The sequence below is a fragment of the Streptomyces sp. MZ04 genome (assembly GCF_004684775.1).
GTDB lineage: Bacteria > Actinomycetota > Actinomycetes > Streptomycetales > Streptomycetaceae > Streptomyces.
Map to the genome: position 1 here is coordinate 24808 of NZ_SRIC01000001.1, position 23005 is coordinate 47812.

At 71.5% G+C, this 23005-nt stretch carries 18 protein-coding genes; 7 read left to right on the forward strand and 11 right to left on the reverse strand.

What is annotated here, in order from left to right:
- Positions 1–69 precede the first annotated feature (69 nt).
- On the reverse strand, positions 70–945 hold the full coding sequence (gene lipB / locus E2651_RS00150) for a lipoyl(octanoyl) transferase LipB (protein ID WP_135328864.1): 876 nt from the start codon (positions 943–945) through the stop codon (positions 70–72).
- Positions 946–1165: 220 nt separating this feature from the next.
- Here lipB and E2651_RS00155 point away from each other — a divergent pair, with 220 nt between their 5' ends.
- Complete coding sequence (locus tag E2651_RS00155; protein ID WP_135328865.1) at positions 1166–2608, forward strand: regulator; 1443 nt, start codon at positions 1166–1168, stop codon at positions 2606–2608.
- A 69-nt stretch (positions 2609–2677) separates the two neighbouring features.
- Here the strand turns inward: E2651_RS00155 and E2651_RS00160 are convergent, their stop codons facing one another.
- The 3 genes from E2651_RS00160 to E2651_RS00170 all read right to left on the reverse strand — a co-directional run bounded on the left by E2651_RS00160 (position 2678) and on the right by E2651_RS00170 (position 7537).
- On the reverse strand, positions 2678–4765 hold the full coding sequence (locus E2651_RS00160) for a family 20 glycosylhydrolase (protein WP_135328866.1): 2088 nt from the start codon (positions 4763–4765) through the stop codon (positions 2678–2680).
- 337 nt (positions 4766–5102) lie between these two features.
- Positions 5103–6443 (reverse strand): NAD(P)/FAD-dependent oxidoreductase, encoded by a 1341-nt coding sequence (locus tag E2651_RS00165; RefSeq protein WP_135328867.1) that lies wholly within the window; start codon positions 6441–6443, stop codon positions 5103–5105.
- Positions 6444–6655: 212 nt separating this feature from the next.
- Positions 6656–7537 (reverse strand): TIGR01777 family oxidoreductase, encoded by an 882-nt coding sequence (locus tag E2651_RS00170; RefSeq protein WP_348541590.1) that lies wholly within the window; start codon positions 7535–7537, stop codon positions 6656–6658.
- A 176-nt stretch (positions 7538–7713) separates the two neighbouring features.
- Between E2651_RS00170 and E2651_RS00175 the strand changes: the two genes are divergently transcribed.
- The gene (locus E2651_RS00175; protein WP_209446026.1) at positions 7714–8202 is read left to right on the forward strand and encodes a GNAT family N-acetyltransferase; all 489 of its coding nucleotides are present in this window, start codon (positions 7714–7716) and stop codon (positions 8200–8202) included.
- Positions 8203–8356: 154 nt separating this feature from the next.
- Positions 8357–9457, forward strand: a complete 1101-nt coding sequence (locus E2651_RS00180; RefSeq protein ID WP_135328870.1) for a PP2C family protein-serine/threonine phosphatase — start codon at positions 8357–8359, stop codon at positions 9455–9457.
- Positions 9458–9679: 222 nt separating this feature from the next.
- Here E2651_RS00180 and E2651_RS00185 read toward each other — a convergent pair whose 3' ends face one another.
- The gene (locus E2651_RS00185) at positions 9680–10342 is read right to left on the reverse strand and encodes a TetR family transcriptional regulator (RefSeq protein WP_135328871.1); all 663 of its coding nucleotides are present in this window, start codon (positions 10340–10342) and stop codon (positions 9680–9682) included.
- A 145-nt stretch (positions 10343–10487) separates the two neighbouring features.
- Between E2651_RS00185 and E2651_RS00190 the strand changes: the two genes are divergently transcribed.
- From E2651_RS00190 to E2651_RS00200, 3 genes are all read left to right on the forward strand, one after another.
- Positions 10488–11273, forward strand: coding sequence for an SDR family NAD(P)-dependent oxidoreductase (locus E2651_RS00190; RefSeq protein ID WP_135328872.1), 786 nt, complete (start codon positions 10488–10490; stop codon positions 11271–11273).
- A 34-nt stretch (positions 11274–11307) separates the two neighbouring features.
- The gene (locus E2651_RS00195; protein WP_135328873.1) at positions 11308–12150 is read left to right on the forward strand and encodes an SDR family NAD(P)-dependent oxidoreductase; all 843 of its coding nucleotides are present in this window, start codon (positions 11308–11310) and stop codon (positions 12148–12150) included.
- 282 nt (positions 12151–12432) lie between these two features.
- Positions 12433–13215 (forward strand): peptidoglycan recognition protein, encoded by a 783-nt coding sequence (locus E2651_RS00200; protein WP_135328955.1) that lies wholly within the window; start codon positions 12433–12435, stop codon positions 13213–13215.
- Here the strand turns inward: E2651_RS00200 and E2651_RS00205 are convergent.
- Complete coding sequence (locus E2651_RS00205) at positions 13212–13736, reverse strand: DUF4240 domain-containing protein (protein ID WP_135328956.1); 525 nt, start codon at positions 13734–13736, stop codon at positions 13212–13214. The genes E2651_RS00200 and E2651_RS00205 overlap by 4 nt on opposite strands.
- Before the next feature lie 132 nt (positions 13737–13868).
- On the opposite strand from E2651_RS00205, the gene E2651_RS00210 reads away from it, so the two are divergent.
- Complete coding sequence (locus E2651_RS00210) at positions 13869–14828, forward strand: SDR family oxidoreductase (RefSeq protein WP_135328874.1); 960 nt, start codon at positions 13869–13871, stop codon at positions 14826–14828.
- A gap of 7 nt (positions 14829–14835) precedes the next feature.
- Here E2651_RS00210 and E2651_RS00215 read toward each other — a convergent pair whose 3' ends face one another.
- The 5 genes from E2651_RS00215 to lpdA all read right to left on the reverse strand — a co-directional run bounded on the left by E2651_RS00215 (position 14836) and on the right by lpdA (position 22922).
- On the reverse strand, positions 14836–15816 hold the full coding sequence (locus E2651_RS00215) for a WYL domain-containing protein (RefSeq protein WP_135328875.1): 981 nt from the start codon (positions 15814–15816) through the stop codon (positions 14836–14838).
- 83 nt (positions 15817–15899) lie between these two features.
- Positions 15900–18644 carry a pyruvate dehydrogenase (acetyl-transferring), homodimeric type gene (gene aceE, locus E2651_RS00220; protein WP_135328876.1) on the reverse strand — a complete coding sequence of 915 codons (2745 nt, stop codon included), beginning with the start codon at positions 18642–18644 and terminating at the stop codon, positions 15900–15902.
- Positions 18645–18948: 304 nt separating this feature from the next.
- Entirely contained in the window at positions 18949–19572 is a 624-nt protein-coding gene (locus E2651_RS00225) for a GntR family transcriptional regulator (RefSeq protein WP_135328877.1), read from the reverse strand.
- Positions 19573–19709: 137 nt separating this feature from the next.
- Positions 19710–21470, reverse strand: a complete 1761-nt coding sequence (gene sucB, locus E2651_RS00230; protein ID WP_135328878.1) for a 2-oxoglutarate dehydrogenase, E2 component, dihydrolipoamide succinyltransferase — start codon at positions 21468–21470, stop codon at positions 19710–19712.
- 63 nt (positions 21471–21533) lie between these two features.
- Positions 21534–22922, reverse strand: coding sequence for a dihydrolipoyl dehydrogenase (gene lpdA, locus E2651_RS00235; protein ID WP_135328879.1), 1389 nt, complete (start codon positions 22920–22922; stop codon positions 21534–21536).
- Positions 22923–23005 lie beyond the last annotated feature (83 nt).

Genomic DNA, 23005 nt, shown 5'->3' on the forward strand with positions numbered 1-23005 from the left:
ACATCAGGGTACGCCCGTGATGTCGTTGGGCTTACGTCTGGCCAACCTGCGGCCGGCGGGGCGCATTCCCTAGGCGGTGGCCTTTTCGGCCTCGGGCCGCTCGGTGGTCTCTGCGGTCTCGGTGGTCTCTGCGGTCTCTGCGGTCTCGGTGGTCTTTGCGGTCTCGACGAGGCGCGGCTTGAGCTCCGCGTTCTCCAGGATGTCCCGCAGATGCCGCTCGGCGACCGGCAGCACGTCGGCGATCGTGACCTCGCGGCCCAGTTCGTACGAGAGCGACGTCACGCCCGCGTCGCGGATGCCGCACGGGATGATCTTGTCGAACCAGGTGCTGTCCGGATTCACGTTGAGCGCGAAGCCGTGCATGGTCACGCCCTTGGCCACGCGGATGCCGATCGCGGCGATCTTGCGGTCCTCGCGGCGCTGGCCCGCGTTGGACGGGGCGTACTCCGGGCCGTTGAGCCGGGGGTCGAACTCCTCGTCCGCGACCCGAGGGTCGAAGTCCAGGTTCAGCCCGCCCAGCGCCGGGCGCTGCTCCACCGGGTCGCCCAGGACCCATACGCCGCTGCGGCCCTCGACCCGCGAGGTCTTCAGGCCGAATTCCGCACACGTACGGATAAGCGCCTCTTCCAGACGGCGCACATGTGCTACGACGTCCACCGGGCGCGGCAGCTTCTGGATCGGGTAGCCCACGAGCTGGCCCGGACCGTGCCAGGTGATCTTTCCGCCGCGGTCCACGTCGATGACGGGGGTGCCGTCCAGCGGGCGCTCACTGGGGTCCGTGCGGCGGCCCGCCGTGTAGACCGGCGGGTGCTCGAGGAGCAGACAGGTGTCGGGGAGCTCGTCGGCGAAGCGCGCGGCGTGTACGCGACGCTGCTCGTCCCAGGCCTCCTGGTACTCGACGAAGTCCGGACCGAAGCCCAGCCGGACGAACTCAATCTCACTCACGGCAAGTGCCTCCCTAGAACCTTCACCGTGCACATATCGCGCCCCCAGCCACTGTACGGGCAGCGGATTCCCGTCAGTCCTCCGGTCAATCCTCACACGATCGGATGAATGCGGGTCGAAGGTCACGATGAGGGCGTTGAGGGCCGCTACATTCACGCCGTTCACAGAGCCATAAGGGCTGCTCAAGGCAACGCCCGAAAGGCAGGAGACCGCACAGCTGATGACGGAACGACCTCCGCAGCGCACCCCCAACCGCCAGCTAGCCGCGCTCATCTCAGAAGCCGGGTTCTCCAACGCGGGGCTCGCGCGCCGCGTCGATCAGCTGGGGCTCGAGCACGGTCTCGATCTGCGGTACGACAAGACATCGGTGACCCGCTGGCTGCGCGGGCAGCAGCCGCGCGGCACCACGCCCGCGCTGATCGCCGAGGTCTTCACCCGGCGGCTCGGCCGGCGCCTCTCCGCCCAGGACCTGGGGCTCGACGCGTGCGCGCCGGTGTACGCCGGTCTGGAGTTCGCGGCAACGCCCGAGGAGGCCATCGACATCGTCGGCGGGCTCTGGCGCAAGGACTCCGGGAGCCATGCCGAGCTGCGGAAGATCGCGTTCACCCCGGCCGGGCTCGTCGTCCCCAGCAGGGACTGGCTGATCGGCCGCGCCGACGACCGGGTGGGCCGCGGCGACCTCGGCCCCGGCGCCCGTGTGCCGTCGCAGGGGCGTCCGGCCATACCGCGCCAGCGCAAGGAGCCCGAGCGAGGCGTCGGGGCGAAGGTGAGCAGCGGTGACATCGCCGCCCTGCGCTCCGTCGGCGAGCTCTTCCGGGCGCTCGACCACGCGTACGGCGGCGGGCACGCCCGGCAGGCGCTCGTGCGCTATCTGGAGCACGAGGCCGAGCCGATGCTGCGCGGCAGCTACGGCGAGCAGGCCGGGCGGCGGCTCTTCGCGGCCGCCGCCGACCTGACCCGGCTCGCGGGCTGGACCTCGTACGACATCGCGGCGCACGGCCTCGCCCAGCGGTACTACGTCCAGGCGCTGCGCCTCTCGCAGGCGGCGGGGGACCGGGCGTACGGCAGTTATGTCCTGGTCACGATGAGCCGCCAGGCCGTCTACCTCGGGCACGGGCGCGAGGCGGTCCAGCTGGCGCGGGTGGCGCAGCAGGGCGTCGGCTCCGCGGCGCCACCCGTCGTGCAGGCGCTTCTGCACTCCGTGGAGGCGCGGGGGCACGGGGTGCTCGGGGAGGTGCGGGCGTGCACGGCGTCGATGGTGCGGGCCGAGCGTGCGCTCGAGGCCGCGCGGCCCGGTGACGATGTCCCCTACTGGGCGCGGTTCTTCGACGAGGCGCAGCTCGCCGACGAGTTCGGCCACTGCCACCGGGACCTCCAGCAGTACCGGGTGGCCGCCCAGCACGCGGAGCGCTCGCTCCAGCTGCGGGGCGCCGGCTACGCCCGCAGCAGGCTCTTCTGCCGGGTGGTGCTCGCCTCCGCGCGCCTCGCCCTCGGAGAGCTGGAGCAGGCCTGCCAGCTGGGCGCGGAGGCGGCGCAGGCTGCGGGTGAGATGCGCAGCGTCCGTGCGGTCGAGTACGTACGGGAATTCGAGCGGCGCCTGGAGCCCTACCGGGACGCGGCGCCGGTGCGCGGCTACCGGGACAAGGTGGCGGCGCTGGGGTGAGGTCCGGCGGTGCGATGTAAGGGGCGGGGCACCTGGTGCCCCGCCCCTTACATCGCACTCCGTAGCGCGCTATTTCAGGTTCGCGACCGCCTCCGGAGTCAACGCCTCGTCCCACGTGGTCAGTTCGTCGAGGTCGCCCCGCAGGCTCGCGGTCTCCGTCCCGATGGACCGCAGCGGCAGCGGGATCGACGCCGCGACGGCCCCGACCCGCTCTCCGTCGGCGTACAGAGTGGTGTGACCCTCGGTCGTCACCCAGGTCAGCCGCGTCCAGCGGTCCAGCGGGAGCGTGTAGTCGAAGCTGTGGTCAGCCGAGCCGTACCGAGTGAAGCCGACCCTGCCGGTGCCGTGCTGCATCAGTTTCAGGGCGCCCGCCTTGGAGCTGAGGAGCACCTGGTCGGTGGTCCTGGCCGAGGGGCGCACCTGCACCGAGACCGTCCACGGCTCGGCGACGTCGAGGCCGCCGAAGCCCACGCCGTCCCGGTCGGAGTCGAAGCGCCAGGCCTGGCCGCGCACGCCGGGCACGGGCGTCGGGTTGTTGATGATGTACGAGGTGCCGGGCAGGTCACCTGCCACGTCCTCGGCGAAGATCGTGTTGCCGGGGCTTCCCGCGTACGTCCAGCCACTCGGGTACGACGCGTCGTCGAAGGTCCAGCGGTGGCTCGGGCGCCCCTGGACGCGCGGCGGAACCGGCGCGGGGGTGGTGCCCGGAGGGTCGCCGATGCGGGTCGCGCGGGCCCGGAAGTCGGCGAGCGTGTCGGGTGTCGCGGACTTGTTCCAGGCGCGGTCGGCGAGGATCGCGCGGGCGCCCGCCATGCTCTTCTCGAAGTAGCCGTCGTCGGCCCAGAAGTTGTAGTCCGCCCAGTTGGTGAGGCCGGAGCCGAGCATGTCGGGGTCGGTGTTCGGGGCCCAGCTGTCGTACATCCAGGGCTCGTCCGGGTAGAGGTGGTGGTAGTTGTTCGGGGTGTCGTAGAAGGGGCCGATGGCGATCTCGTCGTGGCCGGGGACGGCGGGCTCGGCGCCCGTGCCCTCCCAGGTGAGGAAGACGACGGGGGCGCGGACCTGCTGCTGGGGCGCGGTGAGGTGCTCGGAGCCGTTGTAGACGGCGGTGCGCTTGCCGTGCGAAGTGACCACGTCGTCCAGGGTGTTGATGTAGCGGTTGAGCAGGTCGCCGAGAGTGGAGACGTCGGGGGCCGACGCGAGGTAGTCCTTCACACGCGGACACTCGGCCAGCTGTCCGGGCACTTCCTCCGCGCCGATCGAGAAGAGCGGCGCGTCGAACCAGCCGGCGAACTCGTCGACGATCTCCTTCGACTTCTCGATCGCCTTCTCGCTGGTCATGTCGATGATCCAGTCGGGCGTGAGGTGTGAGTGCGTGTGTGCGCCCGTGCAGGCGTTCGCGCCGGATCCGAAGCCGATGCCGAAGGCCTCACTGATCACGGTGGCATGGCCGGGGAGTTCGAGGCCCGGCATCAACTGGACGTGGTGGCGGGCCGCGAAGGACTTGAGGTGCTCGATGTCGGCGCGGCTGTAGCTGTGCTCCGGGTCGGCGAGGCCCGGGAACTTGGGGCTGTAGAGGCGGAAGCCCTCGGACTCGGAGAGGTGCAGGAAGAGGGTGTTGAGCTTCTGGTCGCCCATCCTGCGGATCAGGTTCTCCAGGTAGGAGATCTTCCAGTACTTGCGGCCCGCGTCGAGGTGGACCATGCGGACGGCCTGCGCGGGGCGGTCGGTGGAGCGGGCGCGGGGGACCTCGCGGTGGTCCTTCGTGTCGGTGGCGCGCAGGAGTTGGAGCAGGGTGCGCGTGCCGTAGTACAGGCCATGGGCGGACGCGGCCCTGATGCGGATCGGGCCCGCGCTGTCGAAGGCATAGCCCTCGGCGCCCAGTTGGCCATCGGCGGTCAGGCCGAGCGCGATGTCGCCGTCGGCGGGGTGCCCCGTGTCGTCGCTGATGCGGGGCGTGATGCCCGTGACCTGCTTGATCTCCGTACGGAGCTGGGTGGCGAGCTGGTGTACGGACTGCCGTGCGGGGCCCGGCAGTTCACTGCGTCCCTGGGGGAGCGTGGTGGTGGATTCGGCGCGCGGGTCGATGAGGATGCGAGTGCGCTCGGTGAGCTTCGTACGGCCGTCGAGCGCGGTCCAGTCGGTGGGGCGGGGGATCACGGAGGGGGTGTTCGGGGCCGCGGTCGTGTTCGGAGCCGCGGTCGTGTTCGGAGCCGTTGTCGTGTTCGGAGCCGTTGTCGTGTCGGCGTGGGCGGTTGGCAAAGCTAGACCTCCCATGAATAGGCCGAGGATGAGCGATATCACCGGCATGGTGCGACGCACGTGAGCCTCCCGCGGCTTGACGATCCGGTGGGACCGTAGCCGGGTGATACCGGTGTGGCAAGGGGAGTTGCAGGGAAGAGGGAAGCCCCCGCGTGGGGGCGCGGGGGCTTCCGGGAGTTGGCCTAGAGGTCGGATGGATGGCGGCGGCTCAAGGCATCAGGCCCCGAGGCGTACGTCAGGCCGCGAGCGGCAGAGAACTCGTCCCGTACGTAGGGGGCACGCCGAAGTCCGCGAGTGCTGCCCGCGCCGCACGGCGACCCGAGTGCAGGGCCCCTTGCACCGTGCTGGTGTCCCGGTGGTCCCCGCACACGTAGAGCCCGGCGAGCAGCCGCACCGGGCGGCGCAGGTCGTGCGGGGGCGGCATCGCGGGCACGGCCTCGCGGGTGTGGTGGACGGCCAGCGGCTCCCAGCGGGCCGTCGACGTGCCGTAGAGGTCGGCGAGATGGGCGAGGACGGCCCGCTCGTCGGGCGGCGGTCCGAGGACCGTCGAGGAGATGAGGGCGCGTCCCGCGGGCGCGCGCGAGGGGTCGACGTGACTGATGACGGCCGTGTGCGCGACCGGGCCCGAACGGTCGGCGTCGAGCAGCAGCGCGGGCTCGGCGAGCGGCGGCTCGGGAGCGGCGTGGTGCAGGACGGTCACCGGGTGGAAGGACGGCACGCGCAGGCCGGGCAGGAGTTCGGCGGCGGCACGGGCGTCGGTGGCCAGCAGGACGGCGCGGCAGGGCAGTTCGCCGTGGTCCGCCGTCGTGACCGAGGTGGTGGAGACGTCGGTGACGCGTACGCCGGTGCGTACCGTCTCCGGCGGCAGTGCGGCCGCCAGGTGCTCGGGGAGCACTTCGGCGCCGCCCTCCGGCAGGCACAGCCGGCCGCGCGCGTAGGCGTGCAGGGCGAGGTCCGCGCACCTGCTCGACGTGGTCAGGTCCGGGTCGCACAGGAGCGCCGAGAGCAGCGGGCGCAGGAAGCCGTTGATGGTGCGCGACGGCAGGCCGCGGGCGAAGAGGGCGTCCGCCGCCGGGAGTTCGGGGCGCGCGAGGAGGCGTTCCACGGGCGTTGCCCCGATCCTGGCGAGCGCCGCGCCGAGGCGGGCCTGGTCGAGGGCGCCGCCGAGAGGGGCGGCGCGGGGCGCGGTCCTCGCGGCTCGCGGAACCCGGGGGGCGCTCGCGAGGGCGCGCGCCGCCGTGAGTGCGCCCCTTGCGCCCCGTGCGCTCGTGGGCTCGACGGCGCGGTGGTGGCGTCCGTCGCTGTGCACCAGGATGCCGGGGGCGAAGGGCCGCAGCACGAGGGCGTCCAGCGCCGGCGTGTGACGCAGTTCGGGGTACGACGTGGTGAGCAGTTGGCCCACCCTGTCGAGCCGGAACCCGTCGACCTTCTCCGTGGACATCCGTCCGCCGACGTAAGGGGCGGCCTCCAGGACAACGGTCGTTACACCGGCGCTGGTCAGCTGGTGGGCGGCCGCCAGTCCCGCGACCCCCGCTCCCACGACGACGACATCCGCTTGGTGCGCAGGGTCTAGCACGTGCCCCTCCCCGAGGTTGCGCGGCTGCTGGGGACGTCATGCCCTCAACAGGGCTCCGGAATACCCGAGTTCCGCACGAGGGTAGGAGCCGGACCGGTCAGAGGCAGTCGCGCATGGACCGGGCACGGTCGCACGACGGTCGCACGGCGATCGCGGGCGTGCCGTCATTGCCTTGGTGCCGCGCGGAGTCATCGGCGCAGCACCGCACGGAGTCATCGCCGCAGTGCCGCGCGGATCGTCTCCTCGATGCCCGGGAACGCGAACGTGAATCCTGACTCCAGGAGGCGGGTCGGCAGGACCCGCAGGCTGCCGAGCGCGTCACCGGCCATCTCCCCGAGCACGAGCCGCAGCGCGGGCTCCGGTGCCGTGAAGAGCGTGGGCCGGTGCAGCACCCGCCCCATCGCGGCCGTCACCTCACGGTTGGTGAGCGGATCGGGCGCCGTCAGGTTGAACGGCCCCGACAGGTCGTCCCGGTCCAGGAGGTGGCGCAGCGCGGCGACCTCGTCGTGCAGCGAGATGAAGCTCCAGTACTGGCGGCCGTTGCCCAGGCGCCCGCCGAGCCCCGCCTTGAAGAGCGGGAACATCCGTCCCCAGGCTCCGCCCTCACGCGCCACCACCAAGCCGTTGCGCGCGATGACCGTGCGGATGCCCGCGTCCTGGGCGGCGGCCGCGGCCCCCTCCCACTCCACGCACAGCGACGGCAGGAAGCCCTCTCCAGGAGGCGCGCTCTCATCCACCGCGCGCTGACCGGTGTCTCCGTAGTAGCCGATCGCGCTGGCGCACAGGAACACCCGCGGCGGCTCGTCGAGCGCGGCAGCGGCGGCGGCGAGCGCCGCGGTGCCGAGCACCCTGCTGTCACGGAGCTCCCGCTTGTACGCGTCCGTCCAGCGGTGGTCACCGATCCCGGCCCCCGCCAGATTGACGAGCGCGTCACAGCCCGCGAGCCCCGCCGTGTCGACGTACCCCTCCTTGGGGTCCCAGCGCACCTCGTCCTTCGTACGAGGTGCCCCTCGCACGAGCCGCACCACCTCGTGTCCGTCGTCGGCGAGGGCGCGCGTCAGCGCCGACCCGATGAGACCGGACGAGCCGGCCACCGCGACGCGCAGCCGCCGCGTCGACGGAGCTGACGGAGCTGACGGAGCTGACTGTGCTGACGAGGGGGCTGACGGGGCTGACGGGGCTGACTTCTTGGGCTCGGTGGGCTCCATGGAGCCATCCTGCCGCGAAACCCCGCTGCTGGGCCTCAAGGGGCCGCCGTACAGTGACGCTCATGCCGGATACGCACATACGTACCGCTCTGCCGGACGACGAAGAAGCCCTCGGCCGTATCGACCGCGACACCTGGTCCACGCTGCACGCGGTGCAGCCGGCGCCGCAGCCGCCACACCCGCCCTTCTTCAACGAACGCTTCGGCCCCCACGACCATCTGGTCGCCGAACTGCACGGCAAGGTCGTCGGCTACATCAGGCTCGGCTATCCCACACCCCTGCTCGCCAACGCCCACGTACGCCAGATCCTGGGCTTCGCCGTCGCCGACGAGGCGCGCGGCAAGGGGATAGGGCGTGGCCTGGTCAGGGCCGCGGTGCAGGAGGCCCGGCGGCAGGGCGCGCGGCGCATCACGCTGCGGGTCCTCGGCCACAACGCTCCGGCGCGGACGCTCTACGAATCCGAGGGGTTCGTGGTCGAGGGAGTGCTGCCGGGCGAATTCTTCCTGGACGGTGTCTACGTGGACGACGTGCTGATGGGCCGCACCCTCTGACACACCGGGCACCTGACCACCGGGCACCTGACCACCGGGCACCTGACCACCGGGCACCGGCCCCCGAAGGACCGGCCCCCCGAAGGACCGGCCCGGCGTGCGGTCTCCACGCGCGCGTAGGAGCGTGAAGACGTACCCCGGAAGGAGCGAACCGATGATCAGGGCCGCGGCCAGTCGTCGGGACCGAGACGAGCCGAGCAGGCTTCGCGAAGCGCCGCGGCCCCGCTGGGTGCGCGGGTCTCCGCCGCTGCTCCTGGTCGTGATCTGCGTGATCCAGCTGGTCACCCCGGAGGCGGTCGACCTCAGCTTCCTGCTCGCGGCCGTCCCGCCGATGGCGGCGATGTCGTACGGCGCGTCCGCCACGGCCCTCTTCGGCGGCACCGTGATCATCCTGCTCTCCCTGCCGGGCTTCGGTCTCGGCCGCCCCGGAGACAGCGATCTGCTGACCGTCACTTTCGTGGCGCTGCTCAGCATCGTGTTCGCCTTTGTGCGCAGCCGGCGCGACGCCCAGCTCGTGACCGTCCGCACCGTCGCGGAGGCCGCCCAGTTCGCCGTCCTGCCGCCGCTGCCGGAACGCGTGGGCCCGGTGCGCTGCGCGGGCCTCTACCGTGCGGCACAGGGCGGGACCCTGGTGGGCGGCGATCTCTTCGACGTACGCAAGGGGCCGTGCGGTGTGCGGGCGCTGGTCGGCGATGTACAGGGGCACGGGCTCGCGGCCGTGGGGACGGTCGCCTCGCTGCTCGGCGCCTTCCGGGAGGCGGTGCTCGACCAGCCCGACCTGGAGGGGGTGGCCGGACGGCTCGACCGCCGTCTCGTGATCGACTCCGCGCAGGCCGAACACGCCGAACTCTTCGCCACCGCCGTGCTCCTGGAGTTCCGCGACGACGCCGCGGAGGTGCGGCTCGTCTCCTGTGGTCACCCGCCGCCGCTGCTGCTGCGCGGCGGCACCGTGGAGGAGCTCGATGTGACCCCGGGACCCCCGCTGGGCCTGGGCATCGCCGGTGTCGCGCCGCCCGAGGAAGTGAGCGTGGCGCTGAAACCCGGCGACCGGCTCCTCGCGGTCACCGACGGGGTGACCGAGGCGCGGGACGCGTCCGGCGCCTTCTATCCGCTGGCCGAGCGCCTCTCGACGTTCCCCGTCGAGGTGTGGGACCACCCGGCGGCGCTGACGTCCGCGGTCTGGCGGGACCTCGTACGGTTCTCCGGCGGGGTCGGGGACGACGTGGCGCTGCTGGCGTTCGCGGTGGAGGTCTAGGGCCTGTCCGATGGGTCCTGCCGGGGTCGCGACCCCTGGCACGCGCTCCCCCAAGCTCTCGGCTTCGCTCGAGCAGGGAGGTGCCCCCTCCGGCGTTGTCGTCGGTTGCCGACGCTCCGCGTTGCCGCCCTCCTCCGCCTTGCAGCCGCACGCACCAGGGCCCGCTCGGCCCTGATCAATCGGCACCCGGCGCGAAGACCGGCCTGACCCACCGGACAGGCCCTAGGCCCCCCGGCTCTTAGGGGCGGCGAGCAGCCGCAGGCCGCCCGTCAGCTCCCGCAGGCAGTGCACCGCGAGGGCGGCGGGGGAGCCGGGGCCCTCGGCCGGCGCGTCCGTGGCGGCCCAGGTCTCCAGGGCCAGGCGGACGGCATCCGTGGCGGCGGCCGCCGCCAGGCGTACGTCCAGTGGGTCGGCGTCGTCCCCGGCGAGCCGGGCGAGGACGGGGACCAGTTGCTCTTCCGACTCCTGGTTCACGCGGTACCAGACGGCACGCAGCGCCGGATCGTCCTGCGCGGCGCGCAGCAGGCCGCGCGTCCACTCCAGGGACTCGACCGCGCGGTCGTCCGCCGCGGTGAGCACGTCAGCGATGGACCGCTCCAGGGCCGTCGACACCCCGGCGGCCGGATCGAGCGCGGCCAGGTGCGTACGCCACCGGGCGCCGCCGCCCGCGAGGAGCGGGCCGACCGCGTCCTGCTTGTTGCGGAAGTACCGGTAGAAGGTGCGCAGCGCCACCCCGGCCCGGCCCGCGATCTCCTCGGCCGTGGTGCCGTCCGGGCCGCGCTCGGCGAAGAGCTCGGCGGCGGCGCGGGCGATGTCGAGCTGCGTGGCCGCTTTGCGGCGCTCGGTCAGCGACGGTTGCGATGGCTGCGTCGGTTGGGTGCTCACGCCCGCAGCCTACGCGCGGACATCACCCTGATACATGAATTGTCGGCATGGCAAAACATGCCAGACAGGCGTACATTGAAATGAGACCGGGGAGGCCGGGTCCATCGACGGACCGGGGATCCCGGAGCTGATCGGAGGCATTTTCATGAACCGCTACGAAGGCCGTCGCGCACTCATCACCGGCGGCGGCTCGGGCATCGGCCAGGCCACCGTCCTGCGGATCCTCGATGAGGGCGGCAAGGTCGTGGCCGCCGACGTCAGCGAGGCCGGCCTGAAGGACACCGTCGAGAAGGCGGGCGCCGCGGCCGACCGGCTCACCACCCTGGTCGTCGACATCTCCGACGAGACCTCGGTGCGCGAGGGCGTCGCCGCCGCGGTCACCGCGCTCGGCGGCCTCGACGTCCTGGTGAACGCGGCGGGCGTGCTCCGCTCCTCGCACACCCACGAGACCAGCCTGGACTCCTTCAACCGCGTCATCCAGGTCAACCTGGTCGGTACGTTCCTGGTGATCCGCGAGGCGATACCGGCCCTGCTTCAGGGCGACGGCGCGGCCGTCATCAACTTCAGCTCCACGTCCGCGATGTTCGCCCACCCGTACATGGCGGCGTACGCGGCGAGCAAGGGCGGCATCCAGTCCATGACGCACGCGCTCGCCAGTGAGTACGCCAAGCAGGGCATCCGCTTCACCGCCGTGCAGCCCGGCTCCATCTCCAGCGGCATGACCGACGGCAGCGGCGCCAGCAGGCAGAGCGTGGGCCCCGGCCTGCCCGAGGGCGCGGACATGAGCCTGTTCATGAAACTCGCCCCGGCCATCGGCCAGGGCTTCGCGGGACCGGAGTCCGTGGCCTCCGTGGTCGCGATGCTCGGCTCCGAGGACGGCAAGTTCATCACCGGCACCGAGGTCCGCATCGACGGCGGCACCCACTTCTGAGGGTTCGATCTTCTGAGGGTTCGACAGGAGCACCATGAGCAACGCAAGCGAGACCTTCGCGGGCAAGGTCGTCGTCATCACCGGCGCCTCCGCGGGCATCGGATCCGGATTCGCCCGGCATGCCGCTTCCCTGGGCATGCGTCTGGTCCTCGCCGACATAGCCGCCGACCGCCTCTCGGCGCTGGCCGATGAACTGCGGGGCTCCGGCGCCGAGGTCGAGGCGGTCGTGACCGACGTGGCCGACCCGCTGTCCGTCGACGCCCTCGCGGACCGCGCGTACGACCGCTTCGGCACGGTCGACATGCTGATCAACAACGCCGGGATCATGGCGATGGGCTACTCCTGGGAGATCCCCGCCGAGCGCTGGGACGCCGCCCTGCGGATCAACATCGGCGGGTATGTGAACGGCATACGTTCCTTCGTGCCGCGTCTGCTCGAGCGGTCCACGCGGACCTGGGTGCTCAATGTGTCCTCGGTCGGCGGACTGCTGCCGAGCCCCCTGATGGCGCCCTACAGCGTGACCAAGTTCGGGACGCTCGCGCTCACCGAGTCCCTCGCCCACGAGATGCGGATGAAGCAGGCGCGGGTGCAGGTCTCGGTGGTGCTGCCGGACTCGGTCAAGAGCGAGATATTCAGGGCCGCGCGGCCGGGGGACGGCACACCGCCGGAGATAGCGGGCTTCAGCGAACAGCTGCAGCAGCGCGCCGACACCCAGGGGATCACGCCCGAGGAGCACGCACGCCGTGTCTTCGAGCAGGCCGCGGAGGGCCGATACTGGATCACTCCGCAGCCCGAGATGATCGACGCGGCACTCCAGCCGCGTACGGACATGATCCTCGCGCGGACGAACCCGGGGCAGGAGCCGGGCGCGGTCTGAGCGGGAGCCGCTGCCCGACGAGCCGCGCCGGGTGGCCCTTCAGCCGACCCACGCCGGGTGCTCGTTCAGCCAAGTGGCATACCGCGGATCGCGGGCTGGGCCGGGCGGGCGGAGAGTCGGACCATGCGTGTCTTCCGCGGTATACCGATATCCGTGAGGCGCGTGCCGTCTTCGGTGCGCGCCGCGGGGGCCCGAGCGATAGCGGACGGCCGGCCGGCGGCCCGAGCGGCCCGTGTCGCCTTGTGCTGTGTGCCCGGGGCCGCGGCCGTGTCGCTGCTGCTGATGTGCGCGGTGTCCGTGGGGCCGGGGACATCGGGGGCGGTGGCGCGGGCCCGCGGACCGGTGGAGTTCGGCGGGGTCACCGGGGCGGCGGTCGGCGTGACCGGGCGGGCCGCCCTGATGCCGGCGGCCGCGACGCGGGTACGGCGGCCCGCCGGGTATCCGGCGGCGCGGCCCCCCGTGGTGCTCCGCGCCGACTGGCTGGCCGACGGGGTGAAGGATCCGCCGCCCGCCCGGTACGCCGACCGGGTCGACGCGGTCTTCGTGCACCACACGGACTCGCCGAACGGCTACGACTGCGCGGATGTCCCGCGCATCATCCGCTATCTGTACCAGGGGCAGGCGGAGGGCAGGCAGTGGGACGACATCGGTTACAACTTCCTGGTCGACCGGTGCGGGACCATCTACGAGGGGAGGGCGGGCGGAATCGACAAGGCCGTGGTGGGGGCGCACGCGCAGGGCTTCAACCGGGGCTCGGTGGGGATCGCGGCGATCGGGACGTTCACGGAGGGGGTGCCGGTTCCGAAGGCCATGACGGATGCCGTGGCGGCGCTGGCGGCGTGGAAGCTCGGGCTCTCGGGCATCGACCCGCGGTCGACGGTGCGGCTGGTCTCCACGAACAGCCTCAGCAAATACCGGGCGGGCACCAGCGGGCAGTTCCGGGCGATCTCCGGGCACAACGACGGCTACTTCACCTACTGCCCGGGTGCGGCGCTGACGGCCGCGCTCCCCGCGATCAGGGAGACGGCGGCGAGGCTGCAGAGCCGCGAGCCCCGCAAGGGCTAGTCCATACCGCCGAACGCGACCCAGAGCTTCGGATAGCGCTCTGCCATCACGCTGTCGTTCTCGAAGTCCAGCGGGGTGCCCTCCGGCTCCGGCGGGGCCGGTGCGATGCCGAGGTCGGGGGTGACGACGCCCGTGAGCTGCTCGTACGCCTCGTCGGCGGCGTACCCCAGCTCCTCGCCGTCGCCGTCGATCTCCTCGTCGAAGTCCTCCAGGAGATCCGCGAGCGAGTCGGGGTCGTGCAGGGCGCCCTCGAAGACCTCACGGCCCTGGCCGATCAGCCAGCACCGGAAGTAGTCGAAGGCGTCGTCGCTCGCGCCGCCGAGCAGGATCCAGGCGGCGCCCCAAAGGTCCCAGCGGTAGGCGCGGTTGTAGCGCGCCTCGAAGTGACGGGCGAAGTCGAGCACCATGTCCGGCTCGAGCTCGAGCAGTCGCTCGGCGAGCAGGTCGGCGTGGTCCTCCGGGTCGCCTTCGGCGGCCACGCGGGTGCGGTCCACGATCTCCCAGAACTCCGTCTCGTCCATCACGGGACAAGCATCGGTCCTGGGGGATGGGTACGCACGCGGAGTGCGGCGGATGCGACTGTCTCGTTATGCGTGCACATGCCCATGGAAAACCCGACAGCAGATGTCGGCATTGGGTGGAAGCCTCGAAGTATGGACACCACACGCGCACTGCCGCACGCACTGACCGGAAAGATCGCCCTCGTCGCCGGTGCCACCCGTGGCGCGGGCCGGGCCATGGCCGTGGAGCTCGGCCGCGCCGGGGCGACCGTGTATGTGACGGGGCGGACGACCCGCGAGCACACCAGTGAGGTCGGCCGCACCACCGAGACCATCGAGGAGACCGCGGAGCTGGTCACCGAGGCGGGAGCGGGAGCGGAAGCGGGCGGCGGCCAGGGCATCGCCGTACCCACCGACCATCTGGAGCCCGAGCAGGTCGAAGCCCTGGTCGAGCGGATCGACCGGGAGCAGGGCCGCCTCGACATCCTGGTCAACGACATCTGGGGCGGGGACGTCCACGTCGAGTGGGGCAAGAAGATGTGGGAGCACGACCTCGACAAGGGGATGCGCATCCTCCGCCTCGGCGTCGAGACCCACATCGTCACCAGCCGGTACGCGCTGCCGCTGCTCGTGAAGAACCCCGACGGCCTGGTCGTCGAGGTCACCGACGGGACCGAGGAGTACAACGGCCCCAACTACCGCAAGCCCTTCTACTACGACCTGGCCAAGTCCGCCCCGCTGCGGATGGCGCGCGGTCTCGCCGAGGAGGTCGGGGAGTACGGCTGCACGGCGCTCTGTCTGACTCCCGGCTGGCTGCGCTCCGAGTTCATGCTCGACACCGCCTTCAGCGTGAGCGAGGAGAACTGGCGGGACGGCTGCGAGCAGAACCCGCACTTCGCGATCTCCGAGACGCCGACCTTCGTGGGCCGCGCCCTCGTCGCGCTCGCCTCCGACCCCGAGGTGGCCCGCTGGAACGGAAAGTCGCTCTCCAGCGGCGGCCTCGCCAAGGAGTACGGCTTCACGGACGTGGACGGTTCGGCCCCCGACGCCTGGCGCTATCTGACGGAGGTCGACCAGGCGAGCAAGACCGCCGACGTCACCGGCTACCGCTGAGGGCACCTCAGGAGTCGTACAGCCCCGTCATCCGCGCCGCCGCCCGCGCGAATCGCGCCCGCAGACCCGCGGGCGCGATGACCTCCGCCTCCGGCCCGAGCGCCATGAGCTGGGTGAACGCCACGTCCTCGTTCTCGACGGGCAGCGTGACACACACCCGGCCCGCCGCGTCGGGCCCGCCCGCCGACTCCATCGCCTCGCGCGCGGACGCGGGATCGGTGGCGTACGGAAGGTGCCGCACCCCTGCCTCGGAGAGCCGCACCACGACCTCGGCCCGCAGGATCGCCCGCGCGAACTGCGCGGCCCGCTCCTCCCAGAACCCCGGCAGGTCGAACTCCTCGTCGCGTACGAAGCGTTCCTCGCCGGCGGTGACCGAGACGAACCGGTCGATGCGGTACACGCGGAAGGCGGCGGAACCGGATGCCGGGACCCGCGCGCACAAGTACCAGACGCCCGCCTTGAGCACGAGCCCGTACGGCTCCAACTCCCGCTCGACCTCGGCCTCTTGGCGCCGGTAGCGGGCGGTGACCCGGCGGTCGTCCCACACCGCGTCCGCCACGGCGGGCAGCAGCTCCGGGGCGGGCGTCTCCTTGAACCACCCCGGCGCGTCCAGATGGAACCGCTGCGAGGCGTTCTGCGAGGCGTCCCGCAGCGAGGGCATCAGCGCCGCCGACACCTTCAGCCGGGCCGCCGAAGCCGCGTCCTGAAGGCCCATCTCCCGCAGCGCGCCCGGCACTCCGGACAGGAACAGTGCCTCGGCCTCGCTGCGCCCGAGCCCGGTGAGGCGCGTACGGTACCCGCCGATGAGCCGGTAGCCGCCGGTCCGGCCCCGGTCGGCGTACACCGGAACGCCCGCCTCCGACAGCGCCTGCGCATCCCGCGTGATGGTCCGCTCGGACACTTCGAGCTCGGCCGCGAGCTCGGCGGCGGTCATGGAGGGCCGTGCCTGGAGCAGCAGCACCATTTTGATGAGGCGGGCAGCGCGCATGGTCCCATGATGCCGCGCACACGAATGCGGGCCCCCACCAGACGGTGGGGACCCGCACACGTATCAAGCGTCAAGCCGAAGGCTTACAGGCCGTACTTGGCCCGAGCCTCCTTCACCGCGGCGGCGGGCACCTCGCCACGACGGGCGAGCTGCGCGAGCGCGGCGACGACGATCGACTCGGCGTCGATGCCGAAGTGGCGACGCGCGGCGTCACGCGTGTCGGAGAGCCCGAAGCCGTCCGCACCGAGCGAGGAGTAGTCCTGCTCGACCCACTGCGCGATCTGGTCCGGGACCTGCCGCATGTAGTCGGAGACGGCGAGCACGGGACCCTGCGCACCCTCAAGTGCCGTACGCACGTAGGGAGTACGCTCCTCGCCGCGCAGGATGGCCTCGTCGGCCTCCAGGGCGTCGCGGCGCAGCTCGGTCCAGGAGGTGGCGGACCACACGTCGGCGGCCACACCCCACTCCTCGGCGAGCAGCTGCTGGGCCTTGAGCGTCCAGTGGATGGCCGTGCCCGAGCCGAGCAGCTGGATGCGCGAGACGAAGGGGGTACCTCCCTGCTCGAGCGAAGTCGAGAGCTTGGGGGAGGCGGGGGAGAGCCCGGCCGTCTCGGCGGTGTTGAAGCGGTAGAGACCCTTGACGATGCCCTCGTCCACACCCGCGGGCTTCGCGGGCTGCGGCATCGGCTCGTTGTAGACGGTGAGGTAGTAGAAGACGTTCTGGTCCTCACCGGGGGCCGCCTCGCCGTACATCCGGCGCAGACCGTCCTTGACGATCGCCGCGACCTCGTAGGCGAAGGCAGGGTCGTACGACATCGCGGCGGGGTTCGTCGCGGCGATCACCGGCGAGTGGCCGTCCGCGTGCTGCAGACCCTCACCCGTCAGCGTCGTACGACCGGCGGTGGCGCCGACGAGGAAGCCGCGGCCGAGCTGGTCGCCGAGCTGCCACATCTGGTCGGCGGTCCGCTGCCAGCCGAACATCGAGTAGAAGATGTAGAAGGGGATCATCGCTTCGCCGTGCGTCGCGTACGACGACGACGCGGCGATGAAGTCCGCCATCGACCCGGCCTCGGTGATCCCCTCGTTGAGGATCTGGCCGTCCTTCGCCTCGCGGTAGTACATCAGCTGGTCGCGGTCGACCGGCTCGTAGTTCTGGCCCTTGGGCGAGTAGATGCCGAGCGACGGGAAGAGCGACTCCATGCCGAAGGTGCGCGCCTCGTCGGGGACGATCGGCACCCAGCGCTTGCCGGTCTCCTTGTCGCGGATCAGGTCCTTGACGAGTCGTACGAACGCCATGGTCGTCGCGATGGACTGGCTGCCGGAGCCCTTGTCGAACGAGGCGAAGGCCTTGTCGGCGGGGGCGGGCAGCGGCGCGAGCGGCTGCGTGCGGCGGGCCGGGGCCGGGCCGCCGAGGGCCGCGCGGCGCTCCTGGAGGTAGCGGACCTCGGGGGAGTCGGCGCCCGGGTGGCCGTAAGGCACCTGGCCGTCGACGAACTGGCTGTCGGAGATGGGCAGTTCAAGGAGGTCACGCATGTCCTTGAACTCGTCCACCGTCAGCTTCTTCATCTGGTGGTTGGCGTTCTTGGACTCGAAGCCCTTGCCCAGCGTGAAGCCCTTGACCGTCTGCGCGAGGATCACGGTCGGCGCGCCCTTGTGGGTGAGCGCCGCGCGGTAGGCCGCGTAGACCTTGCGGGCCTCGTGGCCGCCGCGCGAGAGGTGGAAGCACTCGCTGATCTTGTCGTCGCTCAGCAGCTGGCCAAGAGCCACGAGCGCGGGCTCGGCACCGAAGAAGTGCTCGCGGATGTAGGCGGCGTCGCGCGTCGCGTACGTCTGGAACTGGGCGTCCGGCACCTCACGCAGGCGGCGGACGAGCGCGCCCGTGGTGTCGAGCTGGAACAGCTCGTCCCAGGCGTTGCCCCACAGGACCTTGATGACGTTCCAGCCGGCGCCGCGGAACTGGGCCTCAAGCTCCTGCACCACGCGGAAGTTCGCGCGGACCGGGCCGTCGAGGCGCTGCAGGTTGCAGTTGATGACGTAGGTGAGGTTGTCCAGACCCTCACGCGCGGCCAGGGCGAGGGCCGCCGTCGACTCGGGCTCGTCCATCTCGCCGTCACCGAGGAACGCCCACACGTGCGAGGCGGAGACGTCCTTGATGCCGCGGTTGGTGAGGTACCGGTTGAAGCGCGCCTGGTAGATGGCGGAGAGCGGACCCAGACCCATGGAGACGGTCGGGAACTCCCACAGCCAGGGGAGGCGGCGCGGGTGCGGGTAGGAGGGGAGGCCGTTGCCGCCCGCCTCCTGCCGGAAGTTGTCGAGCTGCGTCTCGTTCAGACGGCCGTCGAGGAAGGCGCGGGCGTAGATGCCGGGGGATGCGTGGCCCTGGATGTACAGCTGGTCACCGGAACCGGCGGCCTCCCCGGACTCCTTGCCCTTGAAGAAGTGGTTGAAGCCCGTCTCGTACAGCCAGGCGGCGGAGGCGAAGGTGGCGATGTGGCCGCCGACGCCGTACTTCGAACCACGCGTCACCATCGCGGCCGCGTTCCAGCGGTTCCACGCGGCGATCTTCCGCTCCATCTCCTCGTCGCCCTCAATGGCGGGCTCGGCGGAGGTGGGGATGGTGTTGACGTAGTCGGTCTCGAGGAGCTTGGGCAGCGCCAGGCCCGCGCCCTCGGCGCGCTCCAGCGTGCGGCGCATCAGGTACGCGGCACGGTGCGGCCCGGCCGCCTGCGTAACGGCGTCCAGGGAGGCCTGCCATTCGGCGGTCTCCTCGGGGTCGCGGTCCGGGAGCTGGTCGAGCTCGCTCGGCTGGATTGCGGAGGGGTCGGTCATGTCGCCGCCTTCCTGAGTCGGAGGGGGTCCCCTGTTTCGGTAAGGGGTGGGGGTGCCCTAGGTCTTTGGCAGGACAGGGCGTGGGGCCTTGGTGAAAGCCCCGGGAGACTCTAACTCCGTGATCGATGATCGATCAAAGGGTTGAAGGCGAAAACTCCGCCAGAGGGGGAAAGTAGGCATCCGGTGCCAGTAAAGCGGGCACCGGGTGCCTTGGATTTGAAGGGTTTACGCAGGTGAGGGCACGTTTGCAGGGGTGCGGCCACGGATGAGCGGGACCCCTGAGGGGGTGTCCTGAGGAAGGGCGTCAGGCGCGCGGGGCGCAGCCGAGAACGTGGGCCTTCACCAGCTCCGCGATCGCCGGGTCACGCCTGCGGAAGGCCGAGACCAGGGCCTCGTGCTCCTCCGCGTACGACTGCTGGACGGTCCCCAGCCACCGGATGGACAAGGCGGTGAAGACCTCGATGCCGAGGCCCTCCCAGGTGTGCAGGAGTACGGAGTTGTCCGCGGCCCGCACCAGCTCCCGGTGGAAGCCCACCGTGTGCCGCACCTGCGCGGTGCCGTCCGCGGCCCGGTCCGCCTCGTACAGGGCGGCCACATGGGGCTCCAGGGCCGAGCAGTCCTCGGCCAGGCTCTCGGCCGCGAGCTCGGCGGCGATCGCCTCAAGGCCCGCACGGACCGGGTAGCTCTCCTCCAGGTCCGCCGCCGTCAAGTTGCGTACGCGTACGCCCTTGTTGGGCGCGGACTCGATGAGCCGCAGCGTCTCCAGCTCCCGCAGGGCCTCGCGGACGGGGGTCTGCGAGACCTCCAGCTCCACGGCGATGCGGCGCTCCACGATCCGCTCGCCCGGCTTCCAGCGCCCGCTGACGATCCCCTCCACGATGTGCTCGCGGATCTGTTCGCGCAGCGAGTGAACAACGGGCGCGGTCATGTGGGCTCCTCCTGCGGGGGCAGCGCCCCAGGGCATGGTGACCCCTAGACAATACGGCGACGCCCCCGTCCGGAAACCTCCGAACGGGGGCGTACGCGCTGATGAGACGAGTCTTACAGCCCTACGGGGCGGTAGGACTACAGACCGAGCTCGACCTCGAACTCGCCGGCCTCGAGGATCGCCTTGACCGCGGTCAGGTAGCGGGCGGCGTCCGCGCCGTCCACCAGACGGTGGTCGTAGGAGAGCGACAGGTACGTCATGTCACGGACGGCGATGGTCTCGCCCAGGTCCGGGTGGTTGATGACGACCGGACGCTTCACCGTGGCACCGATGCCCAGGATCGCGGCCTGGTTCGGCGGCACGATGACCGTGTCGAACAGGGCGCCGCGCGAACCGGTGTTGGAGATCGTGAAGGTGGCGCCGGACATGTCGTCCGGGGTGAGGCCACCGCCACGGGCCTTGCCGGCCAGCTCGGCGGTCTTCTTGGAGATACCGGCGATGTTCAGGTCGCCCGCACCCTTGATGACCGGCGTCATCAGACCCTTCTCGGCGTCAACGGCGATGCCGATGTTCTCCGAGTCGAAGTACGTGATGGTGCCTTCGTCGTCGTTGATCCGGGCGTTGACGACCGGGTGGGCCTTCAGAGCCTGGGCGGCGGCCTTGACGAAGAACGGCATCGGGGAGAGCTTGACGCCCTCGCGAGCCGCGAACGAGTCCTTCGCCTTGGCGCGCAGCTTCATCAGCTTGGTGATGTCGACCTCGACGACCGAGGTCAGCTGGGCCTGCGAGTGCAGCGCCTTCATCATGTTGTCGCCGATGACCTTGCGCATGCGGGTCATCTTGACCGTCTGACCGCGCAGCGGGGAGACCTCGAGGGCCGGGGCCTTCGAGGCGGCCGGGGCAGCGGCGGCGGCCGGAGCCGGGGCGGTCTTCTTGGCCTCGGCGGCGGCGATGACGTCCTGCTTGCGGATGCGGCCACCGACGCCGGTGCCCTTGACCTCCGCGAGGCTCACGCCGTGCTCGCCCGCGAGCTTGCGGACCAGCGGAGTGACGTACGCGCCGTCGTCGGCCGGGGAGGCCGGCGAGGTCGCGGCGGGCGCGGCCGGAGCGGCCGGAGCGGCCGGAGCGGCCGGGGCGACGGGGGCCGGGGCGACCGGAGCCGGAGCGGCGGGCGCAGCCGGAGCCGGAGCCGGAGCCGCGGGCTGAACCGGAGCCGGAGCGGCAGCGGCGGGGGCGGCCGGAGCCGCAGCCGGAGCGGCCGGGGCAGCCGGAGCGGCGGCCGCCGGAGCGGCACCCGCGGCGCCGATGACGGCGAGCTTGGCGCCGACCTCGGCGGTCTCGTCCTCGCCGACGGCGATCTCGAGCAGCACGCCCGCGACCGGCGACGGGATCTCGGTGTCGACCTTGTCCGTGGAGACCTCGAGCAGCGGCTCGTCCTCGGCGACCTCGTCGCCGACGGCCTTCAGCCAGCGGGTGACGGTGCCTTCGGTGACCGACTCGCCCAGGGCGGGCAGCGTCACGTCGGTGCCGGTGGCGCCACCGGCCGGGGCGGCGGCCGGAGCCGGGGCCTCGGCGGCGGGAGCCGGAGCGGCGGGGGCCTCGGCGACCGGGGCCGGAGCGGGCTCGGCGGCCGGAGCCGGGGCGGCAGCGGGCGCACCGCTGCCGTCGTCGATGACGGCGAGCTCGGCGCCGACCTCGACGGTCTCGTCCTCGGCGACCTTGATGGACGCCAGGATGCCGGAGGCGGGCGACGGGATCTCGGTGTCGACCTTGTCGGTCGACACCTCGAGCAGCGGCTCGTCGGCCTCGACGCGCTCGCCCTCGGCCTTCAGCCAACGGGTGACAGTGCCCTCGGTGACGCTCTCGCCGAGCGCCGGAAGGGATACGGAAACCGCCATGGTTTCAGTTGCTCCTTACGAAATTGCGGAAGTCTTGGTCGTCGCGCCCGTGTGACTGAGAGATCAGTCGTGGGAGTGCAGCGGCTTGCCCGCGAGGGCCAGGTGGGCCTCGCCCATCGCCTCGTTCTGCGTCGGGTGGGCGTGGATGAGCTGCGCGACCTCGGCCGGCAGCGCCTCCCAGTTGTAGATCAGCTGGGCTTCGCCGACCTGCTCGCCCATGCGGTCGCCGACCATGTGGACGCCGACCACGGCACCGTCCTTGACCTGGACGAGCTTGATCTCGCCCGCGGTCTTCAGGATCTTGCTCTTGCCGTTGCCCGCCAGGCTGTACTTGAGGGCGACGACCTTGTCCGCGCCGTAGATCTCCTTGGCCTTGGCCTCGGAGATGCCCACGGAGGCGACCTCGGGGTGGCAGTACGTCACCTTCGGCACGCCGTCGTAGTCGATCGGGACGGTCTTGAGACCGGCCAGGCGCTCCGCCACCAGGATGCCCTCGGCGAAGCCGACGTGCGCGAGCTGGAGGGTCGGCACCAGGTCGCCCACGGCCGAGACGGTCGGGACGTTGGTCTGCATGTACTCGTCGACCAGGACGTAACCGCGGTCCATCGCGACGCCCTGCTCCTCGTAGCCGAGACCGGCGGAGACCGGGCCGCGGCCGATGGCGACCAGAAGCACCTCGGCCTCGAAGGTCTTGCCGTCGGCGAGGGTCACGCGGACGCCGTCCTGCGTGTACTCGGCCTTCTCGAAGAAGGTGCCGAGGTTGAACTTGATGCCGCGCTTGCGGAACGCGCGCTCAAGAAGCTTCGAGGAGTTCTCGTCCTCGACCGGCACGAGGTGCTTGAGGCCCTCGACGACGGTCACCTCTGCGCCGAAGGACTTCCACGCCGAGGCGAACTCGACGCCGATGACGCCGCCGCCCAGGATGATCGCGGACTTCGGCACGCGGTCCATGACCAGGGCGTGGTCCGAGGAGATGATGCGGTTGCCGTCGATCTCCAGGCCCGGCAGCGACTTCGGCACGGAGCCGGTCGCGAGGAGCACGTGGCGGCCCTGGACGCGCTGGCCGTTCACGTCCACGGAGGTCGGGGACGACAGACGGCCCTCGCCCTCGATGTACGTCACCTTGCGCGAGGCGATGAGTCCCTGCAGGCCCTTGTAGAGGCCCGAGATCACGTCGTCCTTGTACTTGTGGACGGCCGCCATGTCGATGCCCTCGAAGGTGGCCTTCACACCGAACTGGTCGGCCTCGCGAGCCTGGTCGGCGACCTCGCCCGCGTGCAGCAGGGCCTTCGTCGGGATGCAGCCGTTGTGCAGGCAGGTGCCGCCGACCTTGCCCTTTTCGATCAGGGCGACGTCCAGGCCCAGCTGCGACGCGCGCAGTGCCGCGGCGTAACCGCCGCTACCGCCGCCGAGGATCACTAGGTCGAAAACGGTGCTGGCGTCGTTCGCCACGTCACGTCCTCCATGCATGTGCGCCGTACGCCGGACCGCTCTTCCCGGGGGACGACCGGTCGGTCGGCTGGTATTCGGCCGCT

Bases quoted from the DNA above. Each gene is read 5' to 3' on its own strand.
- E2651_RS00155 (WP_135328865.1), top strand. From the start codon at position 1,166: ATGACGGAACGACCTCCGCAGCGCACCCCCAACCGCCAGCTAGCCGCG.
- E2651_RS00175 (WP_209446026.1), top strand. From the start codon at position 7,714: ATGCCGGATACGCACATACGTACCGCTCTGCCGGACGACGAAGAAGCC.
- E2651_RS00180 (WP_135328870.1), top strand. From the start codon at position 8,357: ATGATCAGGGCCGCGGCCAGTCGTCGGGACCGAGACGAGCCGAGCAGG.
- E2651_RS00190 (WP_135328872.1), top strand. From the start codon at position 10,488: ATGAACCGCTACGAAGGCCGTCGCGCACTCATCACCGGCGGCGGCTCG.
- E2651_RS00195 (WP_135328873.1), top strand. From the start codon at position 11,308: ATGAGCAACGCAAGCGAGACCTTCGCGGGCAAGGTCGTCGTCATCACC.
- E2651_RS00200 (WP_135328955.1), top strand. From the start codon at position 12,433: ATGTGCGCGGTGTCCGTGGGGCCGGGGACATCGGGGGCGGTGGCGCGG.
- E2651_RS00205 (WP_135328956.1), bottom strand. From the start codon at position 13,736: ATGGACGAGACGGAGTTCTGGGAGATCGTGGACCGCACCCGCGTGGCC.
- E2651_RS00210 (WP_135328874.1), top strand. From the start codon at position 13,869: ATGGACACCACACGCGCACTGCCGCACGCACTGACCGGAAAGATCGCC.
- E2651_RS00215 (WP_135328875.1), bottom strand. From the start codon at position 15,816: ATGCGCGCTGCCCGCCTCATCAAAATGGTGCTGCTGCTCCAGGCACGG.
- aceE (WP_135328876.1), bottom strand. From the start codon at position 18,644: ATGACCGACCCCTCCGCAATCCAGCCGAGCGAGCTCGACCAGCTCCCG.
- E2651_RS00225 (WP_135328877.1), bottom strand. From the start codon at position 19,572: ATGACCGCGCCCGTTGTTCACTCGCTGCGCGAACAGATCCGCGAGCAC.
- sucB (WP_135328878.1), bottom strand. From the start codon at position 21,470: ATGGCGGTTTCCGTATCCCTTCCGGCGCTCGGCGAGAGCGTCACCGAG.